Genomic DNA, 17,566 nt, shown 5'->3' with positions numbered 1-17,566 from the left:
CTCCCCCGATCGCGGTCAATGGTTTGTACCGCCAGTTGGCGCGGGCGGTACAAAATAAAAGCTACAAAACGCCATTAACGAGGTATCTTTTCGTGCTTCGCACCCTCACCCTTTACCTCTGCACCCATGGCGTCGATGAGCACTGTGCATCCTACTGAACACTCAACCGGTCTGATCATCTGCGAGCATTGCGATTCGCTGTACGAAGCCCAGCCGCTGAAACCGGGCGAAGCTGCGTTCTGCCTTCGTTGCGAAGCCCTGCTCGGTCGTGGTCGGCGAATGACCATCGAACAGTTGTTGGCGCTGACTCTCGCCGCGGCCATGTTTTTCGTTTTTGCCAACTTTTTCCCCGTGATCAGTATCAGCATGAAGGGCCTGACCAACGAGGTCACGCTCTGGCAGTCGGTCGAGGCGCTGGCACAGGGGCGGATCACCCTCATTGCGCTGGTCGCGGGCCTGTCGATCATCTTCGCGCCGTTGCTGCAGATCGTGCTGCTGTTCTGGGTGCTGGTGCATGCGCAGCGTGGCATCATCGCGCCCGGTTTCAGAACCTGCATGCGCGCCCTGGAGCATCTGCGGCCGTGGAGCATGCTTGAGGTGTGCATGCTCGGCATCCTGGTGGCGATCATCAAATTGTCCGGCATGCTCGATGTTCACCCCGGCGTAGGCCTGTGGGCGATGGCCATGCTGATGGTGCTGATTCTACTGATCGCCAACAAGGATATCCGGCGGCTTTGGGATGAACTGGGAGTAAAGCCTGAATGAATGGCATCCCTTTCGCCCACGAACACAAACTGTGCCTGTGTCATACCTGCGGCTACGCCTGCCAGGAAGACGCCACGCGCTGCCCGCGCTGTGACTCGCCGGTGCATCGGCGCAAGCCCAACAGCATTACCCGCACCTGGGCGTACCTGATTGCTGCGCTGATTTTCTACGTTCCGGCCAATGTCTTGCCGGTGATGTACACCAACCTGCTGGGCAACCGCAGCGAAAGCACCATCATGAGCGGTGTGATCGAGTTTTTCGAAAGCGGCTCCTGGGACATCGCCATCCTGATCTTTGTCGCGAGCGTGCTGGTGCCCTGTATCAAGTTTCTGGTCCTGGCCATGCTGCTGATCACCTGTCAGCGCCGCAGCACCTGGGCCATGCGCGAACGTGCGCGCCTTTACCGGTTCATCGAACTGATCGGCTACTGGTCGATGCTCGATGTGCTGGTTGTAGCCCTTGTGGCGTCTCTTGTTCAGTTTCGCGAGCTCAGCACCATCGAGCCGCGAATCGGTATTCTGTTTTTTGGCTTGGTAGTGGTGATGACGATGTTCGCCGCCATGAGTTTCGATCCCCGGCTTATCTGGGACGCAGAGGTTGAAGATGTCTGACAATACCCTCCCACCGTCTGCTTCAGTGCCACGGCCTGAAGTCAAACGTCGTCGCCTGCGCGTCTCGCTGATCTGGCTGGTGCCGATCATCGCAGCGATCATCGGTTTGTCCATGGCCTTTCACGACTGGATGAATATCGGGCCGCGAATCACTGTGAGCTTCCTGACCGCAGAGGGCCTGGAGGCCAACAAGACTCAGGTCAAGTACAAGAATGTGGTCATCGGCATGGTCACGGAAATCAGCCTCAGCGAAGACCGCACTCACGTGCTGGCGACCATCGAACTGAATACCAGCGCCACCCCCTTTACCCGAGTAGACAGCCAGTACTGGGTGGTGCGTCCGCGCATTGGTGCGCACGGCGTGTCGGGCGTCGATACCTTGCTTTCCGGCGCATTCATTGGCGCCGATGCAGGCAGCTCCGAAGAAACCAAAAACAGCTTCACCGGCCTGGAAACACCTCCACCAGTGACGTTCGGTGAAAAGGGCAAGCGTTTCATCCTGCACACCGATGACCTGGGTTCGCTGGACATTGGCTCGCCTATTTATTACCGACGGATTCAGGTTGGCCAGGTCGTCGCCTATGAGCTGTCCAAGGATGGCCGCGGGGTTGACGTACAAATCTTCATCAACGCGCCGAACGACCAATACATCACCACCGATACCCGCTTCTGGAACGCCAGTGGCGTGGACATCACGGTCGGCGCATCGGGCGTCAAGGTCAATACCCAGTCCCTGACCTCGATCATCTCCGGCGGGATCGCCTTCCGCGAACCCAACTGGAGCCCGGATGCCAAGCTGGCCGACGAGAATGCCGAATTCAAGATCTTCGATGATCAAACCACTGCAATGGCGCCTCCGGATGGCGAGCCACGTTACATCCGCATGCGTTTCAATCAGTCGCTGCGTGGCCTGACGGTCAATGCCGCGGTGGACTTCCTGGGCGTCAACATCGGCAAGGTGGTGTCGGTCGATCTGGATTACGATCCGGCGACCAAGACCTTCCCGGGCATCGTAGGCGCAGTGATCTATCCCAAGCGTCTGGGCGCAGCCGAGTCTAAGTTACAGGAGCTCGGCGGCTCGGGGGACGAAGAGGAGCAGTCGGCCAGAGTGCTGGGCGCCTTTGTTGCCAATGGCCTGCGTGCTCAGGTGCGCAACGGCAACCTGCTGACCGGCCAGCTGTACATCGCGATGGAATTCGATCCGAAGGCGCCGAAGGTGGCGTTCAACGCCAAGGCTCGCCCGCTCGAGATCCCGACCGTGCCTGGCAGCTTCGACAAGCTGCAGGAGCAGTTGCAGGCATTCGTAGAGAAGCTCAGTAAACTGCCAATCGACCAATTGGCGGGCAACCTCAATGGCACACTGAGCGAGCTGCAAAAAACCCTCAAACAGGTCAATAGCAGCGTACTGCCGCAAATGCGCGGCACCTTGCAACAGGCTGAAAAAACCTTGGGGACTGCCAACGATTCGTTCGCCGAAGACTCGCCAGCACGCCAGCAACTGGGCCAGGCACTGGACGAAGTACAACGCACTGCACGGTCGGTCAGGGTGCTGACAGACTTCCTCAGCCGCCATCCAGAGTCGTTGATTCGTGGTCGTACCGGCGATGCCGCCCCACGTTCGTTCAACGCCCCCTCCTCGTCCCGAGCCATTGATCCGGAGCCAAAACAATGACCTTGCGCCTGAAACTGACGGTATTGGCCATGACGCTGGGACTGGGTGCCTGCACCTCGACGCAGACTCACTACTACACACTGATTGCGCCCATGGGCCAGACCGAGGCTTCCGCAGCCAGGCCCATGCCTTTCCAGTTTGAAATGCTTCCCGTGCTGATGGCCGTGCAGGTCGACCAGCCGCCGCTGGTGGTTCGCCAGGGCAACGGCAGCCTGGCGATCCTTGACGCCGAACGCTGGGCTTCACCACTGGGCGACGAGTTTCATGATGCGTTGACGCCGCAACTGGAGCGTCGCTTCGGCAGCCGGGACATGGCCGGTCTGCCGAAGAGCGCTGACCAGCCGGTGCTTTCCATCCGCACTGACGTCAGGCGCTTCGAGTCGATGCCAGGCAATTATGCGTTGATCGATGTGGTGTGGACGCTGGGGCTGCGCGAGGGCGGCGCAATTGCTGGCAGCAAGCGAAAAAGCCTGACCTGCAGCAGCGTGATCCGCGAACAGGCCGGCGCAGGCATGGAGAACCTCATCGTGGCTCACCAAAAAGCCGTATCTAAACTGGCCGACAAGATCGCTGCCACCGCTCAAAGCTGGACACAGCAGTCATCCTCTCGTTGCCTTTAAGCACCACAGGACGCCTGACCAGGGCGTCCTGACCTTTCCCGACATTTAAACAAGCGTGCCCGATCAGCGCTCATTGCGCAGGAAACGCTTTGGTCTCGAGCTTCTCCATCACCATCTCGATAAACGCTGAAACCGCCAAGGGCAACTGCTGTCGACTGGGGTAAAGCACGTGCAGGCCGTGACTGGTGCGCTGGTATTGCGCAAGTATCGGCACCAGCAATCCATCGCGCAGATCGGAACGAATCAAGGGCGCCGGCAATAACGCGATACCCAGCCCTGCAAGTGCGGCCTTGCGCAAGGCCTGAGCAGTGTTGGCGGTGAACCGACTGGCGATCTGCACGTCATGCATCCTGGCGTCAGGCCCGAGCAGACGCCAGCCGCTGGCCCCTCGGGGATGTGCAGCACTGACACAGTAATGGTGTTGCAGGCTTTGCAGAGAATCAGGCACGCCGTGGGTCGCTATATAGGCGGGGCTGGCGACCATCCCGTCCCGCGCTTCGTCGATCAGCTGCCGCCCCACGTATCCCGAATCCAGCAGCGGGCCGCCCCTGAAGGCGATGTCCAGCCGGTCAGCGATCAGGTCGGCGCGTTCGTCACTGAGCACGAATTCAAGCTGTACACGAGGGTATCGGGCGAGAAAATCGGCCACCCAGTCCATCGAGAAAAAATCGAAGAAGTCCGCCGTCGCGGCAATACGTACCCGCCCGCTGGGCTCTTCGCGCCCTGAAACAAGGTGCTCGGCTGCATCCATCAGGCCGTCCACCGCGTCTGTGCAGCGCCCGTAAAAGTCTTCACCCCCCTGGGTCAGCGTCAACTTGCGCGTGGACCGCTGCAACAGTCGCGTACCGAGCTGTACTTCGAGTTCCTGAACCCGGCGGCTGACGGTGTTGGAAGGCATACCCAGATGCCTCGCCGCCTGCGCGAAACTGCCGCTGCGCACGACCTGAACAAACAGCGCGATATCATTCAGATCCGGCACCACACTTTGATTCCTTTTATTTACGGATGAGTTCAAGCCAACTATACCGACTAATAAGCCAATCCACAGACGCTTATGCTGTGCGCTCAGGCATAAAGTCCGGAGGAAAAGCCCCATGAACAGCATCATTGCCATCCAGCCCCGCGCTGTTACTCGTCGCACCCTTGGCAAAAAGCGGGGGCCGATCACTCGGCTGATGAGCCCGGGCGATCTGGGTCAACAGTTGAAGCCTTTCGTTTTTCTCGACCAGTTCGGCTTCAAATCCGAACCGGATCAAAAGGGCTTTGGCATGCACCCGCACTCCGGCATTGCAACGGTGACCTATATGCTCGGGGGCGAAATTGTCTATGAAGATACAACTGGTAAATCAGGGCTGCTACCGAGCGGCGGCGTGGAATGGATGAGCGCAGGTAACGGGGTGTGGCACGATGCCCAACCTGCCGGCAGCACAGCCATAACCGGCTTTCAATTGTGGATAGCGTTACCCGCAGCGCAGGAGAACGGCCCGGCAAACAGTGTTTACCTGGCTGCCTCGCAGGTGGCACAGGAAGGTCCGGCGCAGGTGCTGTTGGGGCGTTATGGCAAGGCTCAAAGCAGCATACCGTCACCGGCAGGCATGAATTACCTGGCCGTGCATTTAAAGGATGGCGAGCACTGGCGCTACACACCACCAGCAGGCCATACCGTTGGCTGGCTGGCTGGCAGTCAGCAGCGGACACCTGGACGCTGGCGGCCCGATCGGTGCGGGCGAACTGGCCGTTTTCGAAGAGTCGGACCGGCCCATCGATTTCGTGGCGAAAGGACCGACCTGCTTTGTGTTGGGATCGGCGATCAAGCATCCCCATGACTTGGTCACAGGCTACTACTCGGTGCACACCAGCAAGGCAGCGCTCATTCAGGGTGAACAGGAAATCGAGCGCATCGGTGACCTGCTGCGCGAACAAGGCAGGCTTTAGCTGCTGCGTGACCACTGGCAGCCGCTGTGGACTTTATCGACGCAGGTCTCGACGCCAGCGGCTAGCGCTGCTGGCGAATCGACCTCGGCGCACGGCCAGTGTCAGCTCATTGCAGTAGCTGCACTCACGTGTCGGCGTTGCGGTGCAGCCATCGCAAACAGCTCGTCGACACGTCTGACTTCATCCGCGCTCGGCTTGATCGCAACAGCACACACGACAAAAACGCCAGCATTGAAGATCAGGCCGACGATGCCGCTGGTCAGCGAACCCAGCGCCGGGATGTCGTCTGGGTAGAGCGTGGTCAGCACGATGGCGGTCACGATCCCGACCAGCATTCCGGCAATCGCGCCCTGCTTATTGCCACGGCGACTGAAAACGCCAAAGAACAGCGGCACAGCGAGCTGAATAATGCCCTGGTAGGAGATCTGCGCCAGCAATTGCAGGCGAGCATAGTCGAACGTCAGGTAAGCCAGAAGCGAGGCTGCGGCGATGAATACCACCATGCCGACCTTGGCCAATATGGTTTTCTCGCGGTCGGTGCGGGGTTTGTTCCAGGTCGCCAGATCGTTGGCAAACTGGGTGCCGCACACCTGAACACAGCCATCGACGTGGCCGATACTGGCGGCCAGAACAATCATGATTGCCACGGCCAGCAACCACGGCCCACCGATATCGAACAGCGACAGGAACCAGCCATGCTGCGGATGCGCGGCAACGCTCGGGTCCTGGCTGATGGCTGCCGCGAAGAGCATCAGAATGCCGTAGAAACCACCCACCAGCAGAATGGTCAGCACCGTGCCCTTCTTCACGGAACGCACACCGCTGGCGGTATAAATGCGCTGGAAACTCATGGGCCAGCACATCGAACCGATGACGCCGGTGAAGATCAGGCTGAACATGTACAGCGGCCCGTACGTGCTGCCTGCCCCCCCGGGGATCATCAGCATGCTGGCGGGCAGTTGCGAGAGGTTCGAAAACGACGCCTGATCACCGAACATGAGAAAGATACACAAGGCTGCGCACAGCACGTAGGCGATCAGCCCCTGATACATGTCGGTCATGATCAGCCCGCGCATGCCCATGCTCACAGTCCAGTATTGACGAATCAGGATCACCCCGACCCCGACCAGCAAGCAGGTGGTGACGCCCCAGCGGCCGAAACTGGCGAATTGAAACAGGGTTGCGAGGGCCTGGATACCCATGACCACCCATGGAAATACCGAGATGATGCCGATGATCGAGGCGATACGTTTGACCACCGGACTGTTGAAGCGCATACCCAGCAGGTCCGGCTGTGTGGTCAGGTTGAAGCGCTTGCCCCAGGTCCAGGCGCGATTGGCCATCAGGTACATCGCCGTGACGCCCAAGGTGGCATAGACCATCCCGTAAAAACCCAGCGCACCGCCGACGGACAAGGCAAAGAACGCCGTGAAGGTTGCGCCTGGCCACCATGAATTGGTGTAGCACATGGCGATGAACCAAGGCCCATAGGAGCGCCCGCCTACTGCGTAATCGGAAAAGCTGTCGCTCTTGCGATTCGTCGCGTACAGCACAGCGATCATGCCTGCCAGAAAAACGCCTATCAGGCCGAAGGTGATGTACAGGTCCGAAACCGTCGTCGTGCTGATCATTGCGCGCCCCCCTCTTCCGGGATTTCACCCGTCAGAGACTCGACCACGTAGAGCATCCAAAGGCCTAAACCCATCAGCACGGCGATAAGAATCCAGTAGAAGATCGGCAGCGGGATACCGAGCACCACGACGGTACTGCCGCTGACGCTGAGGTAGAAAGGCGGAAACAGCGCCATCATCAGCAAGGCAAGAAAATAAACGCCGAAGACCAGGCTTTTCAGGCGGCCGGGTGTTACGGAGGACGGAACGTTACTCATGGAGTGCTCCTTGAATTTCAGGATCTGGCTATGAAGTGACCGGATAAAACTCAAGCAGTAAAAGAAACGTGCGGTGACCCGCTATTTTTTTATTGTGTGGTGCGTGTCGAAAGGTGTCGATCAACAGCGGGTCATGCCTGTCGCAGCCATGTTTCCCATTGCGAATCATTGATGATGCTGCGGGCGCGCATGTGCTTCCAGCTGCCGTATTTGTAGAAGTCGAAGTCCAGTTGCGAAACCGCATGCTGAACCATGGCCCAGGTCGACCATTTGATATCCGCCAAGGCCTTGTTGAGCTTGATACGCGCGATGGTTTGCGCGCTGACGTGGCCGAAGTAATCCTCGATCAATGCCAGCTCCATCTCATCGCTGAAAAACATCTCGCCAAACCACAGCGCCAGTTCGTAATGGCGGTCGTTATTGGACGCGTACTCGAAGTCCACCAAGCGAATCTGGCGCTCGGCATTAAGCATGAAATTGCCCGCCAGCGTGTCATTCATACACGGGGCCAGGTCGATACCGGAAGCCTCCAGGGCCGTTTTGGCGCGCTGATACTGCAGGCAGAGCCAGCCGTCGTCCTGAGGCTTGAGACCTTTGAGGTCAGCCACCTGACCCTGGTGTTCGGCGATCATGTCGAACACGGTCTTGGTCTGCTTCAACAATGGCTGATCGTTGAAGGCCTTGAGCCCATGAAGGGCTCCATGGCGTATGTCGCGTTGCAGAAAATCATGATTGGAGGATGCCCGCCAGCCTTCCATGAACTCGAACACTTCGACACCGAACGCTTCTAGAAAGGCGAACACCGGCGCGCCGTAACCGGTCTGTGCCGCCTTCACGCTGGCTTCGTGCGCCGTGTGACGGTCGATGAACATCTCTGTGCCCACGCCCGGCACCTTGAAGAAGTAAGCCGTGTCGGCCCCTTCTACTTCGACCCGCCAGTTGGTGTTGGAGATCCCGCCGCTGACAGGCTCATAACCGACATGCCGGCCCTGCCAGCAGTCAATGCTGCGCACTGCGGCCTCCAGCTGACGCTCCTGGGTACTGATGGACTGCCCTAACGTTTTCATGCTTTGCCCTCTTGGACCTGACGCATCCAGCCTTCCAGGCGCGGGTCCTGCACGCACTGCCTGCAGCGCAGCAACGTCCATTGGCCTACCTTGGAAAACTCCAGTTGCCGCGCGGACGTGGTGCCACTCCAGAACCCCCACAATGTCCAGTACCAGTCATTGATCAGCGCGTACAACCTGCACACGGCATAGTCGACTTCAAGACACTCTCCCGCCCATGCACGGATGCCTTCGCGCCACTGGTTCTCGAACGAATAAAGCTCATTCAAGGTAATCGCAACGTCGTACCACGGGTCCATGCAGCCGCCGTAGTCAAAATCAACCAGGCGCAATTCGCCTTCGCTCGACACCATGACGTTGCTGACCACGCCATCACCGTGGACAGGGGCGACACGCACCTGACGCTGTTGCAACGCCAGCCACACCATGTCGACGCAACGGTCTATCCATTGATGCTCCGCTGGCAGTACAACACCGTCTTGCCTACACCTGACGCGCAGGCGTTCGATGTCTGCCATCGGCGACCAGGCGTAATCGGGGGCAGGCCCGGCATGCACACGTCGCTTGAGTGCCCATAGCGCATCAAGCAGCCCCGGCGCGAGCAGGTCATCGAGACGCGCAGCGCGCCAGCTCGTCCCAAGGTCCTCGAAAATCAACACGCCGCCAGTCTTGTCTGCACCCAGCAAACGCGGAGCCGCGCCTGTGCGCCCGGCACATTCGCTGGCCTGCGCGGCACGCTGAAAATCGATAAGGGGTGCCATGTCGGCATGCAGTACTTTCGCGTAACAACTGCCACCGGCAGCCGTCACACGGAAACCGGCCCATTCTGTGGCAAGCCGCGATGGCGAGGCTACTCCCTGAACAATCAGTTCGACCTCAGGGTTTGTATCGAAACCGACAGTTGCCAGTGCGCCGAGCAGCCGGGCGGTCAAGTCGTCGCCATATGACATGGTCAGCCCCTCAACAAGACGAAACGGGTAAGGTACAAGCGCGATGCAGCAATCCGGTCAGCATGCGCAAACCATTGCGCATATCCTGATCGCTGGTGTATTCGGCCTCGTTATGGGACACACCATTGCTACTGGGAATGAACAGCAGGCACACAGGGAAGCTGCGGTTCAGGCTGATCGCATCGTGGCCGGCAACGGTCATGCTGTCGGTGGTCGACAAGCCCAGCTCGACGCCGACCGAGTGTGCCAGCGCGGCAAGCCCGTCATTCAGCCTGGCAGGCGCTCGCAGCACGCTGCTTTCCACTTCAAAGCCGGTCATGGTCTTTTCGGCTATGGCGTGCAGGCTTGCGTCCAGTCGCTCGGCCGCCATGCTCAGCAACTCGACATCGCGGGAGCGGTATTCGATCAGCAGCGATACTCTGGAAGGCACCACATTCGGTGAGTTGGGGTAGACCTCGATACGCCCGACCGATGTGTGCATGTGCAAGCCATGCAGACCGGCCTCTTCACGCACCGCAGTGATGGTGTGAGCGGCAGCCAGCAATGCATCACGACGAGCGGCCATGGGCGTGGGGCCGGTATGATTCTGTTCGCCATCGAAGCGCACCCGGCGTTTCAAAGCTGCCCAGGTTTCGCGCACCACGCCGATGGCCGTCTGACTGTTTTCCAGGCCGCATCCCTGCTCGACGTGAACCTCGACGTAACCGGAAATGGCCAAGTCGAACGTGTCATTGCCGAGGTAGCCGATGGCTTGCAGTGCGTCCTTGAGACGAATGCCGTCGCCATCGCGACTTTCCCACGCGTCGTTCAGCGCCAGCGCACCTGTGAATACACCGCTGCCGATCAGACTCGGCTGAAAGCGGGCGCCCTCTTCGTTGGTCCAGTTGACGACGGCCAGATTACAGGCCGGGATTTCACCGCGCTCGCGCATCTGTCGCGCCAGAGTGGCCACGGCGACGGCACCTGCAAGCACGCCGTAAACACCGTCAAAACGCCCTGCACTTGGCTGGCTGTCCAGATGTGAACCGCACAGCAGGTATGGCGCGTCCGGGTTGAAAGTCATCAGACCGAACATATTACCAATAGCATCGACACGCACTTCAAAACCGTGCCCTTCGAGCCAGTCACGAAACAGGTCGCGAGCCTGACCGTCTTCAGCCGAGGCTGCCAGCCGATGCAGGCCGCCAGCCGGTGTTGCGCCAATGGCCGAGCTTTGCCGAAACAGTGCTTCGAACGCCGCCAGATCAGCTGCGCCTGGCTCGATCAGCTCAGGCATAGAGGGTATCGACATGATCTTTCTCCAGGCGTGTCGCGAACTCGTCGGATAACGGCCGATTGGTGACCAGGGTCGTGACTGCCGCAAACGGCAAGGTATTGATGAACGTGCGGTGGCCGAACTTGCCGTCATCGGCCAGCACTACGCTGCGCGTGCAATGCCTGACCAACGTCCTGCGCAGCATGGCTTCGGGCTCCTGGTAATCCATCAGCCCGAGGTCCAGATCAATACCGCCAATGCCCATGAACGCGATGTCGTAATGAAACTGGCGGGCAAACTCCAGAGTATGCGGTCCGATCAACGCATTATCGGTACGCCGCACATCGCCAGGCGCCACCAGCACTTGATTGTCGCTCTGGTGCGAGATCATCTGAGCGATGTCCAGCGAGTTGGTGATGATCTTCAGATGGCTGAAGCGGGTCAGTTGCTGGGCCAACGCCAGGGTCGAAGTGCCCGTGTCGAGAAAGATCGCCATGCCCTCGCAGACCAGTTGGACGGCCCGCGTGGCAATGCCCGCCTTGGCCCTGGGCTTGAGGCGGCTGCGCTCCTGCAGAGGCAGTTCTTCACTGGATCTGGGCAGAATGGCGCCACCGTGGATTCTTCTTAACCTGCCCTCCTCTTCAAGGTGCTTGAAATCACGTCGGATAGTCTCTTCGGAGACGAACAGCATCTGCGCCAGGTCGGTAGACTTGACCCGCTGTTGTTGCGCGAGCAGGCGCATGATTTCGTCCAGACGCGGCTGGTTGAGCATGGGGGTGACATTCCGTTGCAAAATGATATCTCCGGGGTAACGGCAGGTTGGCTGCGCTTGCGCACGGACGAGCCTCATCTTCACGCCCCCAGCATCGGCGGAAGGCGCTGGTCCCAAGGCGCAATGGCCTCCACGGCAGCGCAGAACTGAAGCACCAGGGCATCGGCGAAACGTGGCCCGACGACCTGCAGGCCAACAGGCAGCCCGGTACTGCTCAGCCCGCAAGGCAGGCTGGCTGCCGGGTTGCCGGCGATGTTGAAAGGGTAGGTAAACGGCGTCCAGCGTGCCCAGGGCACTGCGCTGTCCTGACCGGGATACCCGACTGGTGCCACCTCGTCTGCGGCAAACGGCAGAATCGGCAGTGTGGGCATGATCAGCAGATCGTAATCTTCAAAAGTCGCGTGTACTTGGTTGGCAAAGGCTGCGCGCTGTTGAAGCGCCTGCAGGTAATCACTCAGGCTGTAGTGCGCCGAGCGTCTGATCAGCTCGGCAAAGCCAGGATCGAGCTGATCCATCTGCTGCGACAACGCCTTGCCGTAAGCGATGCCGCGCCCCCCGACCCAGAGTGTTTCAAAAGTCGCCAGCGGGTCCTGCCAGCCCGGATCGAAGGTACTGACCGTCACTGGCAGGGACCTGGCGATATTGGCAACCGCAGCGTCCACAACAGCCGCGACTTGCGGATCGACCGGTGTATCGAACAGGGTCGGACAAAATCCGATTCGCAACGGGGGCAATGGCTGATCGCAGCGAGCCAGAAAGGACTCGTCAGGGGCAGGCAATGCCTGATGATCCAGCGGATCAGGCCCTGACAGAATGTCGAACAGCAGCGCGCTGTCACGCACGGTTCGGGTAATCGGCCCGGCATGGCTGAGCATCTCGGTCGCCGACCAGGGCCAGGTCGGAATGCGCCCCAGGGTTCCCTTCAGGGCAAACGCGCCACAAAAGGCCCCCGGTATACGCACCGAACCCCCGCCATCAGACCCCAGTGTGGCCGGAACCATTCGCGCCGCCACCGCAATTGCAGACCCCGAACTGGAGCCACCACTGGTCAGCGTCGGGTCCCACGGGTTGCGACCGTTGCCAAACACTTTTGATGTGCTGGCCCCGGTCCAGCCGAACTCGGTGGTCGCGGTTTTGCCCAGAATGATTGCACCCGCGTTCTTGAGACGCCGGATGATCGGAGCGTCCTGAGTCGGCACCGCATCCAGCGCGCTCAACGAACCACGCGTGGTGCGTAGCCCGGCAGTCGAGAAGAGGTCCTTGATGCCAAAAGGTATGCCGTGCAACGGGCCGCGTATCTTGCCGCGCTGCATCTCGCCAGTGAGGATCCAGGCCTGCTCGAGCGCAGCCTCTGCGTAAACGTCGCCAAAGGCGTTCAGTGTGGGATTGTGGGTTTCAATGGCCGAAAGGCATAACTCGGTCATGCGTATAGACGTCATGCATCCTTTGCGGACGAGCGCGGCGGCCTCAATTACAGTCGGTACGGAAGATGGCTTTGCCTCAATCAATTGGGATACCTCAGCGTAAGTATGTCTGTAATACGTCTGCGTAACGCCTGGCATGAACCTCGGTCAGCGCATTACAGGGAGCGTATGTTGACGCGTCAAGTGGGATTTGTTGGTTATTTTGATTTTGTGGCTTTAAATTTTGTAACAGCACCGTAGCGGTGCTGAAAACGCAGGCAAAACAATACCTCGCACTTTCACGGTGCGCGTTTGCATAGGCTGGAAAGGTCAAACGAATCCAGCGAACGCCGGGCTCAGACAAAAAAACGATTGAATGAAACAGTGCCATTCCTTGGCACTTCCTACTGGTTGAACAGTTCATTGCAACAGCGCTTCATGGCAGCAATCAGACCGCCAGATCCTGAGCATGAAAACTCGTCACGCCGACCAGTTGGATGTCAAAATCGGCATGCAGGTCGGCATTGACGTTGCCGGACAACACATGATCGACAAAGCGTAACTGGCCAGCTGCGGTAAATTCTCCGCTGCCGATGAAGGTGAACGCATCCAGAGCCTTGGTATCGATATTCGCGTCCATCTTGAGAAAGCTCAGTTTGTCGCCCTGCTGACTGTTGAAGTCCGTGATCACGTCGCTGTTCAGGCCTTTGCCTGTTTCAGACAGGTCATTGAATACGAAATGGTCAGCGCCGCTACCTCCGGTGAGAATGTCAGCCCCCTGACCGCCAGTGAGCTTGTCATTACCACCGCCGCCAACGAGGATGTTGTTGGCGTCATTACCGGTCAGGGTATTGTTGCGATCATTGCCCAGTACCGTGAAATCACCCTCGCCTTTCAGGTGAACATTCTCGAAGTTCGCCAGCGTCCCGGTGTTGAGGTCGATCACAGCTGCCTTGTCGGAGGTATTGTTGTAAGTGATTTTCAGCGTATCTATGCCTTCATTGGCTTTTTCCTGTACCAACGCCAGCTCACCAACCTGATCGACCACGTAGGTGTCGTTGCCGAGGCCGCCGATCATGGTGTCCAGACCGCCACGACCATCCAGCACGTTCGCCAGCTCGTTGCCGATCAACGTGTCATCGAATGCGGAGCCGATTGCATTTTCGATATGCGTGCCATAGGCAATCGCCAGCCCCGAATTCATCTGGGTCGGGTTGTCCGGGGTATGGTTGTAATCAAGAAACGCCTTGCCGATGGTGCTGAACTCCCCCTCGTTAAGGTTGATCTTCACAAATGCCGCCTGATTGCTGGCATCGATAGTGTCCTTACCACCCGCGTCCCAGATGGTCTCGAACACCGACTGATCGGGGGCCCACTTATAGACGTCGTTCTCGGTGTGATAGTGGGTGTTGGCACCATAGATGAACTGCATGGCTGCAACGTCCAGCAGCATGGGCGTGGTGGGCTTGAAGCTGTATTTATTGGTGTAGCTCATGATGGTGTAGCGGGCGTCTTCAAACTTCGCGTCAAGCAATACATCGTTGTACTGAGTTTCTTCGAACGAATGCTTCAAACCGAGTGCATGCCCCGTTTCATGCATGAACGTCAGGTAATCGGGCGTACCTTTTCCAGGCACTGCCGCATCCACGTCGGGACCGATCCAGACGTCGCCCGACCTGCCCAGCGTGCCCGGCGCGTAAGCCTGGCCTAGCTCGGTGCCCTTCAGGCCCTTGAAACCACCGAAACGGATATCGCCGACGTTGTCAGGGGTGTCCTGAACCTCAGTGAACTTGATGTCCGCCACTGCGCTCCATGCGCCCAGCGCGCTTCTGGCCGCGTCCATTTGAGCGGTGGTCAGCGAGTAGGCGTCGCTGGGTTCCTGCGAGCGACTGTAGTCAGTGGAGTACACGGAATCTGCGGTATGAAAGCTGTAGGTCAGGTTATTGCCGTTAGGCCCTTTCAGCCAGTATGGCCCCCACAGCAAGCTCGTGATTCGGTCATCGTCGGACCCCGCAGTCAACAGGTCGGCAGGGCTTGAATCATTTGGGCCAGGCATCGGCATTGCTCCTGAAGCGAGTAGACATTAGTGGGTCAGAGCTTGTGCAGAACAGCACAAACCCACGGCAAGTTTATTACACAACAGGCGTAATCTGGACACAATAAGTTACAACTTTAGCATTCGTACACAACAACAGAATAATGACGAGGGCGCCGAGGCTTTTTATGACAGTCATACTTCAATTCTTATTACGACCATACTTTAATAAACTTTTTAAGCGCCCCTTCTTACATGCTTTTAAACACACAGCCTGATGTTCACAAAGTTACCGTAAAACCGAGGAACACCGTACGTAGTTCACTGCTCGCTCAGCAGGCCCCCGACTGCATGCCCACTCCCCCCGCCATGCTCTTCAGGGGCATACCCTATGGACGCGCGCCGGAAGCACGGGCCGCGCTCCGGTCGCTGATAATGAGCCTTGCTGCCGCCTGTCAATCATAGGCATCATAGGGTCTCATTTCGTCATTAGTGCGATCGTCCTCATGGCCCATAGCCCTGCACCACTTCCAGCTAACGAGGAAGATCGAGTCCTGTCGCTCGAGCATCTCAACGTCCTGGACAGCCTCCCGGAACGGGACTTCGACGACATAGTGCTGCTCGCCACCACCTTGTGCGATGCGCCCATAGCGCTGGTGTCGCTGATTGATCGTGAGCGTCAGTGGTTCAAGGCCTGTATTGGTCTGGATGTCCGGGAAACCCATCGCGATCTGGCCTTCTGTGCTCACGCAATCCTGCAGCCTGACGACGTGATGGTGGTGGAAGACGCCACCACAGACCCCCGCTTCAGAGAAAGCCCACTGGTTCTGGGGCCGCCCTACATAAAGTTTTATGCAGGCGCGCCGATTCGCACTGAAGACGGCCACGCACTGGGTACAGTCTGCGTGATCGATATCTGGCCGCGCGTCCTGACCGAACAACAGCGCCTTGCGCTGCAGGCACTGGCGCGACAGACAGGAGCACTGCTGGAAAATCGCCTGCTCAACGAACAACGCGATCGCCATGCTGCAGAGCTGACCTTGAGCCTCGAGAACGCCCAGAGCCAAAGCCTGGCACTGGAACGTAATTTGCGTCACTCACAGCGGGTGTCTTCGCTGGGCATGCTCACCGCCAGCATCGCCCATGACTTCAACAACCTGCTTCAGGCGCTAAGCGCCAGCCTGCAACTCATCAACATGCGCTCGCGACGTCCACGAGATGTCGAGACGTTCAGCAACAGCGGGCTGCAAGCGGTGGAGCATGGCCGTCAACTGGTAACTCGCCTGCTCAACAGCGTCCGTCAGGACGGTCACGAACTGATCTGCATAGATGTCAGTGAGCGGCTTGAGGCCGCCCGTGACCTTTTATGGCGTTCGGTAGGAGACCAACTCGAACTGACGTTCGACTTCTCAGCCCGTGGCTGGGGCGTTTTGTGTGTCGAAGCCCAGCTTCACGCTGCCGTACTGAACCTGCTGGCCAATGCACGGGACGCCATGTCGGGGCCAGGCAAGGCGCATATCGCGACGCGTTTTGAATCCGTCAAGGACGAGCCGCGCCTGCAGGCGGGTGACTATGTGGTGCTCAGCGTAAGTGATAACGGCGCCGGCATGGTCGACCATCTCAAGGATCAGATATTCGAACCCTTTTTCACCACCAAGACCTCCGGCCTTGGCACCGGGCTGGGCCTGGCGCAGGTTCAGGAGTTCGCGGTGAACGCAGGCGGCGGCGTACTCGTCGAAACCGCACCTGGCAGTGGCACCACCATGCACCTCTACCTGAGGATACTGGGCCAGATCAACTCGGAGAGTCAGGGTTAGGCTTAAAAGCACGCCGAGTCCGCAGCAGGTGTTTCAGGTGTCTTCACGCCAGTGACGCTGCGCAACAGTCTTTACCACCGGATGGGCATCCACCTGCATCAACAACGCGTAAAAATCAGGCCGAAATGCCTGCAAATGCTCGCGGGCCTCGCCCCATCTGGTTACTACAGCAGTAAGCATCTCAACTGCGCCTGGTGCACCTTGCTGCCAGCCTGAAGGACGACCGAAAAGATCAGCGAAAGTCGCCCAGCTCTCGTTCAGGCGCGCCCGCGCACCGGATTCAAATCGTGCCTGCAGAACGTCATCCGCACCCGGCAACCAGCGTAGCGGGTAGTCGATAAGCCCTATGGCGGCATAGCAATTGCTGGCTATGTAGACCAGCGCACGCAGCGCCTGGGCCCGCAGCCCTGAGTCTTTTGGCAAAAGACCGGAGCCTGGGAACTCCAGACCGAGGTAAATCAGAATCGCAACGCTTTCCGTCAACACACTGCCATCGGGCAGCACCAGCGTTGGCACTTGCAGCAATGGATTGACCTTCCTCAATGCCTCTTTGCCCGCCCCCTCCTCCCATGAACACGCATTCACAAGCTCATAGGGAACAGCACACTGCTCAAGCGCCATTTCGATGGCTGCCGAGCCGGAGTTTTCAGTGCCGAATAATGTGTACATGGCGGTTTTCCTGTCACATATAGTTAGAAGAAGTGCTTGTACCTGATGCCCAGCTGCGTTTTATAAAGGGCAAATTGTCATGTCTTCGAGGCCCAGGCAGACAATGC

15 protein-coding genes and 1 pseudogene are annotated in these 17,566 nt (G+C 58.8%); 6 read left to right on the top strand and 10 right to left on the bottom strand.

The features are described 5' to 3' along the window. Positions 1-135: 135 nt before the first annotated feature. From ALO43_RS07355 to ALO43_RS07340, 4 genes are read left to right on the top strand one after another with little or no spacing between them, the layout of a single operon-like run. Positions 136-765, top strand: coding sequence for a paraquat-inducible protein A (locus ALO43_RS07355; RefSeq protein ID WP_005894042.1), 630 nt, complete (start codon positions 136-138; stop codon positions 763-765). Further along, positions 762-1,376, top strand: coding sequence for a paraquat-inducible protein A (locus ALO43_RS07350; RefSeq protein WP_024669387.1), 615 nt, complete (start codon positions 762-764; stop codon positions 1,374-1,376). Before ALO43_RS07355 ends, ALO43_RS07350 begins: the two co-directional genes overlap by 4 nt. Next, complete coding sequence (locus ALO43_RS07345) at positions 1,369-3,048, top strand: PqiB family protein (RefSeq protein WP_024669388.1); 1,680 nt, start codon at positions 1,369-1,371, stop codon at positions 3,046-3,048. Before ALO43_RS07350 ends, ALO43_RS07345 begins: the two co-directional genes overlap by 8 nt. Further along, positions 3,045-3,668, top strand: coding sequence for a PqiC family protein (locus tag ALO43_RS07340; RefSeq protein WP_024669389.1), 624 nt, complete (start codon positions 3,045-3,047; stop codon positions 3,666-3,668). Before ALO43_RS07345 ends, ALO43_RS07340 begins: the two co-directional genes overlap by 4 nt. Positions 3,669-3,738: 70 nt before the next feature. Here the strand turns inward: ALO43_RS07340 and ALO43_RS07335 are convergent, their stop codons facing one another. Beyond that, a complete protein-coding gene (locus tag ALO43_RS07335) occupies positions 3,739-4,650 on the bottom strand; it encodes a LysR family transcriptional regulator (RefSeq protein WP_024669390.1) in 912 nt (303 codons plus the stop codon). A gap of 112 nt (positions 4,651-4,762) precedes the next feature. Here ALO43_RS07335 and ALO43_RS07330 point away from each other — a divergent pair. Then, positions 4,763-5,603 (top strand): annotated as a pseudogene (locus ALO43_RS07330) (pirin family protein). A gap of 101 nt (positions 5,604-5,704) precedes the next feature. On the opposite strand, the gene ALO43_RS07325 reads toward ALO43_RS07330, so the two are convergent. From ALO43_RS07325 to ALO43_RS07290, 8 genes are all read right to left on the bottom strand, one after another. Beyond that, positions 5,705-7,234, bottom strand: a complete 1,530-nt coding sequence (locus tag ALO43_RS07325; RefSeq protein WP_005894030.1) for a sodium:solute symporter family protein — start codon at positions 7,232-7,234, stop codon at positions 5,705-5,707. After that, positions 7,231-7,491 carry a hypothetical protein gene (locus ALO43_RS07320; RefSeq protein WP_005894028.1) on the bottom strand — a complete coding sequence of 87 codons (261 nt, stop codon included), beginning with the start codon at positions 7,489-7,491 and terminating at the stop codon, positions 7,231-7,233. Before ALO43_RS07320 ends, ALO43_RS07325 begins: the two co-directional genes overlap by 4 nt. 131 nt (positions 7,492-7,622) lie before the next feature. Continuing rightward, complete coding sequence (locus tag ALO43_RS07315; RefSeq protein ID WP_005894025.1) at positions 7,623-8,558, bottom strand: choline kinase family protein; 936 nt, start codon at positions 8,556-8,558, stop codon at positions 7,623-7,625. Continuing rightward, a complete protein-coding gene (locus tag ALO43_RS07310) occupies positions 8,555-9,508 on the bottom strand; it encodes an aminoglycoside phosphotransferase family protein (RefSeq protein ID WP_053480239.1) in 954 nt (317 codons plus the stop codon). Before ALO43_RS07310 ends, ALO43_RS07315 begins: the two co-directional genes overlap by 4 nt. A gap of 10 nt (positions 9,509-9,518) precedes the next feature. Next, positions 9,519-10,799 carry a M20 family metallo-hydrolase gene (locus tag ALO43_RS07305; protein WP_024691193.1) on the bottom strand — a complete coding sequence of 427 codons (1,281 nt, stop codon included), beginning with the start codon at positions 10,797-10,799 and terminating at the stop codon, positions 9,519-9,521. Further along, the gene (locus ALO43_RS07300) at positions 10,777-11,535 is read right to left on the bottom strand and encodes a DeoR/GlpR family DNA-binding transcription regulator (protein ID WP_024669395.1); all 759 of its coding nucleotides are present in this window, start codon (positions 11,533-11,535) and stop codon (positions 10,777-10,779) included. The genes ALO43_RS07305 and ALO43_RS07300 overlap by 23 nt, the downstream gene beginning before the upstream one ends. A gap of 80 nt (positions 11,536-11,615) precedes the next feature. Next, the gene (locus ALO43_RS07295) at positions 11,616-12,959 is read right to left on the bottom strand and encodes an amidase (RefSeq protein WP_234779159.1); all 1,344 of its coding nucleotides are present in this window, start codon (positions 12,957-12,959) and stop codon (positions 11,616-11,618) included. A gap of 427 nt (positions 12,960-13,386) precedes the next feature. Continuing rightward, positions 13,387-14,994, bottom strand: coding sequence for a M10 family metallopeptidase (locus tag ALO43_RS07290; RefSeq protein ID WP_054997310.1), 1,608 nt, complete (start codon positions 14,992-14,994; stop codon positions 13,387-13,389). 485 nt (positions 14,995-15,479) lie between these two features. Between ALO43_RS07290 and ALO43_RS07285 the strand changes: the two genes are divergently transcribed. Continuing rightward, positions 15,480-16,790 carry a sensor histidine kinase gene (locus tag ALO43_RS07285; protein WP_024669398.1) on the top strand — a complete coding sequence of 437 codons (1,311 nt, stop codon included), beginning with the start codon at positions 15,480-15,482 and terminating at the stop codon, positions 16,788-16,790. A gap of 33 nt (positions 16,791-16,823) precedes the next feature. On the opposite strand, the gene ALO43_RS07280 is transcribed toward ALO43_RS07285, so the two are convergent. Beyond that, positions 16,824-17,459: a glutathione S-transferase family protein gene (locus ALO43_RS07280; protein ID WP_054997309.1), complete on the bottom strand. Its 636-nt coding sequence runs from the start codon at positions 17,457-17,459 to the stop codon at positions 16,824-16,826. Between the last annotated feature and the right edge of the window lie 107 nt (positions 17,460-17,566).

Source organism: Pseudomonas tremae, assembly GCF_001401155.1.
GTDB lineage: Bacteria > Pseudomonadota > Gammaproteobacteria > Pseudomonadales > Pseudomonadaceae > Aquipseudomonas > Aquipseudomonas tremae.
Note: the sequence above shows the minus strand (reverse complement) of the source record. Positions and strands in the feature narration are given on the sequence as shown.